Here is a 3,568-nt window from a genome sequence, read left to right on the forward strand (position 1 = left end):
CCCGCAGGCGCTGCAGGCGAGTCGCGACAACGCCGAGCGCAACCAGATCGCCGCCGACCGGCTAGCGCTCTACTACCCGGAGCAGCTCTCACCCGGCAATGGCTACAGGGTGGTCACCGCCAACATCCTGGCAGGCCCTCTGGTCGAGCTCGCGCCCACCATCGCCGGTTACGTGGCACCGAAGGGCCTCATTGCGCTGTCGGGCATTCTGGCCAACCAGGCCGACGAGGTGACGAAGGCCTACGAAGCCCAGGGCCTGGTCGTCGACGAGCCGGTGCTGCGCGAAGGCTGGGTACGGCTGACCGCACGGCGTCCGGGTTAATCCGGTCATCGGGCTTCACCCTACTTGCAAGTAGGCGTATCATACGCCCCCTTGCGACCCCACCCCCGTTCGACACTTGATCTGCCATGACATTATCGACCCTTGAGCTTGCGACCATCGGGCCTTATCGACTCCAGAGCCCGGTGATGCTGGCGCCGATGGCCGGCGTCACCGACCGTCCCTTTCGGCGGCTCTGCCGGCGGCTGGGCGCGGGCTGGGTGGTGGGCGAAATGGTCACCTCGGACCCGTCGCTGTGGCATACCCGCAAGTCCCGGCTGCGCATGGATCATGCCGGCGAGCCCTCGCCGCGGGTGGTGCAGATCGCCGGCGGCGACGCCGAGATGCTGGCCACCGCCGCCCGACTCAATGCCGAGCTCGGCGCCCAGGTGATCGACATCAACATGGGCTGCCCCGCCAAGAAGGTGTGCAACAAGGCCGCAGGCTCGGCGTTGATGCGCGACGAGGCGCTGGTGGCAGAGATTCTCGAGGCCGTGGTCGGTGCCGTCGACATCCCCGTGACGCTCAAGATTCGCACCGGCTGGTGTGCAAGCTCAAATAACGCCTTGAACGTGGCGCGACTGGCCGAAGACGCCGGCATCCAGGCGCTGGCAATCCATGGTAGACACCGCGAACAGCGCTATACTGGATGTGCCGAGTACGACACCATCGCCGAGGTCAAGTCGCGCCTGTCGATTCCGGTGATCGCCAATGGCGACATCACGTCGCCGGAAAAGGCCGCCTTCGTGCTGCGTCATACCGGCGCCGATGCGCTGATGGTGGGCCGCGGCGCCCAGGGCAATCCCTGGATCTTCGAGCAGATCACCCACTACCTGGCCCACGGCGAGCATCTCGCGCCGCCGTCGCTCGAGACGCGCCACCGGGTTCTCGAGGAGCATCTGCGAGCCCTTCACGCTTTCTATGGCGAGGTGATGGGCGTGCGCATCGCGCGCAAGCACCTGGGCTGGTATCTCGACGAGGATGCGCGCTTCGCGCCCCCCGGCCGCAAGGCATTAAAACAACAATTCAATGCGTTGAGCACGCCCCAGGCACAGCTTGAATGGATCGACGACGCGATGACGCCTGACGCCGCTGCGCGACTGCTAGACAAAGGAAGCCATGCCGCATGAACGAACGTTTTACGATGGAAAGCGCCCCGGTGCTCGACGCGGCCTCCTCGTCCGCCCACGAGCCGCCCCAGCCGCTTCGAGAAGCCGTCGAAGCCGCGATGCGCCGCTACTTCGAGCATCTCGATGGCAGTCAGGCCAGCGACCTGTACGCCATGGTGATGGCCGAAGTGGAGGCGCCGCTTCTGGCCTGCGTCATGGATCACACCGACGGCAACCAGACCCGGGCCGCGGACGTGCTGGGCCTGAACCGCGGCACCCTGCGCAAGAAATTGAAGCAGTATGGACTTATCAGTGACGCCCCTTGAGTGGGGCGTCGTCGTTTTCACCCCTTGAGTTTCACGAGCACTTTATGTCTGACACCCCCCATACCCCCGTTCGCCGCGCGCTGCTGAGCGTCTCCGACAAGACCGGCATCGTCGACTTCGCCAAAGGCCTTCGCGAGCAGGGCGTCGAGCTGCTCTCCACCGGCGGCACCTTCCGGCTTTTGAAGGAGAACGCCATCGAGGTGCAGGAAGTCTCCGAGCACACGGGCTTTCCGGAGATCATGGACGGTCGCGTCAAGACCCTGCATCCCAAGATTCACGGCGGCATCCTCGCCCGGCGCGGCCAGGACGACGCGGTGATGGCCGAGAACGACATCACGCCGATCGACATGGTGGTGGTGAACCTCTACCCCTTCGAGGCGACCGTCGCCAAGGATGACTGCACCCTTGCGGACGCCATCGAGAACATCGACATCGGCGGCCCGACCATGGTGCGCGCCTGCGCCAAGAACCACGCCTACACCACCATCGTCGTCAATACCGCCGACTACGCCCGGGTGCTGGGCGAGATGGCGTCTCAGGATGGCGCGGTAAGCCAGGCCACGCGCTTCGATCTCGCCGTGAAGGCTTTCGAGCATACCGCCGCTTATGACGGTGCCATCGCCAACTACCTGGGTCGCAAGGTCAGCGACAGCAATGCCCGCTTTGCGCGTACCTTCAACCTGCAGCTCGAGAAGAAGCAGGACATGCGCTACGGCGAGAACCCGCACCAGCAGGCGGCCTTCTACGTCGAGCCCGACGCTTTTGATGCAAGTGTCGCCACGGCGGTGATTCGCCAGGGCAAGCCGCTCTCGTTCAACAACGTCGCTGATACCGATGCGGCTTTCGAGACCGTCAAGGCATTCACCGAGACCGCCTGCGTGATCGTCAAGCACGCCAACCCCTGCGGCGTGGCGGTGGGTGAAACGGCCCTTGAGGCCTACGACAAGGCCTTCGCCACCGACCCGACCAGCGCCTTCGGCGGCATCATTGCCTTCAACGTGGCGCTCGACGCCGACACCGCGCGCGCCATCGTTGATCGCCAGTTCGTCGAAGTGATCATCGCCCCGGGCATCGATGATGCAGCCGCCGCCATCGTGGCCGAGAAGAAGAACGTGCGACTGCTGGAAACACCGGCGCTTTCCGGTACGGCCAACGCAGCAGCCCTTGACTTCAAGCGCGTCAACGGCGGTCTGCTGGTCCAGGAGCAGGACCAGGGCATGGTGACGCGAGACGCTCTCACCGTGGTGAGCAAGCGCGCGCCGAGCGAACAGGAGCTCAATGATCTGCTGTTCGCCTGGAAGGTGGCGAAGTTCGTCAAGTCCAACGCCATCGTCTACGCCAAGGCCGGCCAGACCATCGGCGTGGGCGCGGGGCAAATGAGCCGCGTCTACTCCGCCCGGATCGCCGGCATCAAGGCCGAGGACGAAGGCCTGACGGTGCCCGGGTCCGTCATGGCGTCCGACGCCTTCTTCCCCTTCCGCGACGGCATCGACGCGGCGGCGAAAGCGGGCATCACCGCGGTCATCCAGCCCGGCGGCTCCATGCGCGATCAGGAAGTGATCGACGCCGCCGACGAGGCCGGCATCGCCATGGTGTTCACCGGCATGCGCCACTTCCGCCACTGACGGCGTAGCCCGCGGGTAAAGCGCACGCAAGAGAAAGGCCCAGGCAGATGCCTGGGCCTTTCTCGTTTCAATGTCGAAGGGCGATCAACTGCCCAGGTCGAGGCACAGGTACTTGGTCTCCAGGTATTCCTCGATGCCCTGATGGCCGCCCTCGCGGCCAAGCCCCGAGGCCTTCACCCCGCCGAAGGG

At 65.3% G+C, this 3,568-nt stretch carries 5 protein-coding genes; 4 read left to right on the plus strand and 1 reads right to left on the minus strand.

The genetic code is table 11. The features are described 5' to 3' along the window. The 4 genes from BIS11_RS13120 to purH form a co-directional block, all read left to right on the plus strand. On the plus strand, window positions 1-322 hold a 322-nt coding region (locus tag BIS11_RS13120), incomplete at its 5' end, for a 50S ribosomal protein L11 methyltransferase (protein ID WP_253586226.1). A gap of 86 nt (window positions 323-408) precedes the next feature. Continuing rightward, on the plus strand, window positions 409-1,449 hold the full coding sequence (dusB, locus tag BIS11_RS13125; RefSeq protein WP_253419695.1) for a tRNA dihydrouridine synthase DusB: 1,041 nt from the start codon (window positions 409-411) through the stop codon (window positions 1,447-1,449). Window positions 1,450-1,463: 14 nt separating this feature from the next. After that, complete coding sequence (gene fis, locus BIS11_RS13130) at window positions 1,464-1,754, plus strand: DNA-binding transcriptional regulator Fis (RefSeq protein ID WP_253419749.1); 291 nt, start codon at window positions 1,464-1,466, stop codon at window positions 1,752-1,754. A 44-nt stretch (window positions 1,755-1,798) separates the two neighbouring features. After that, window positions 1,799-3,379: a bifunctional phosphoribosylaminoimidazolecarboxamide formyltransferase/IMP cyclohydrolase gene (purH, locus tag BIS11_RS13135; RefSeq protein ID WP_253419692.1), complete on the plus strand. Its 1,581-nt coding sequence runs from the start codon at window positions 1,799-1,801 to the stop codon at window positions 3,377-3,379. An 84-nt stretch (window positions 3,380-3,463) separates the two neighbouring features. Here purH and BIS11_RS13140 read toward each other — a convergent pair. After that, on the minus strand, window positions 3,464-3,568 hold a 105-nt coding region (locus BIS11_RS13140; RefSeq protein WP_253586227.1), incomplete at its 5' end, for an aldehyde dehydrogenase family protein.

The sequence above is a fragment of the Halomonas sp. 707D4 genome (assembly GCF_024158685.1).
Taxonomy (GTDB): Bacteria; Pseudomonadota; Gammaproteobacteria; order Pseudomonadales; family Halomonadaceae; genus Vreelandella.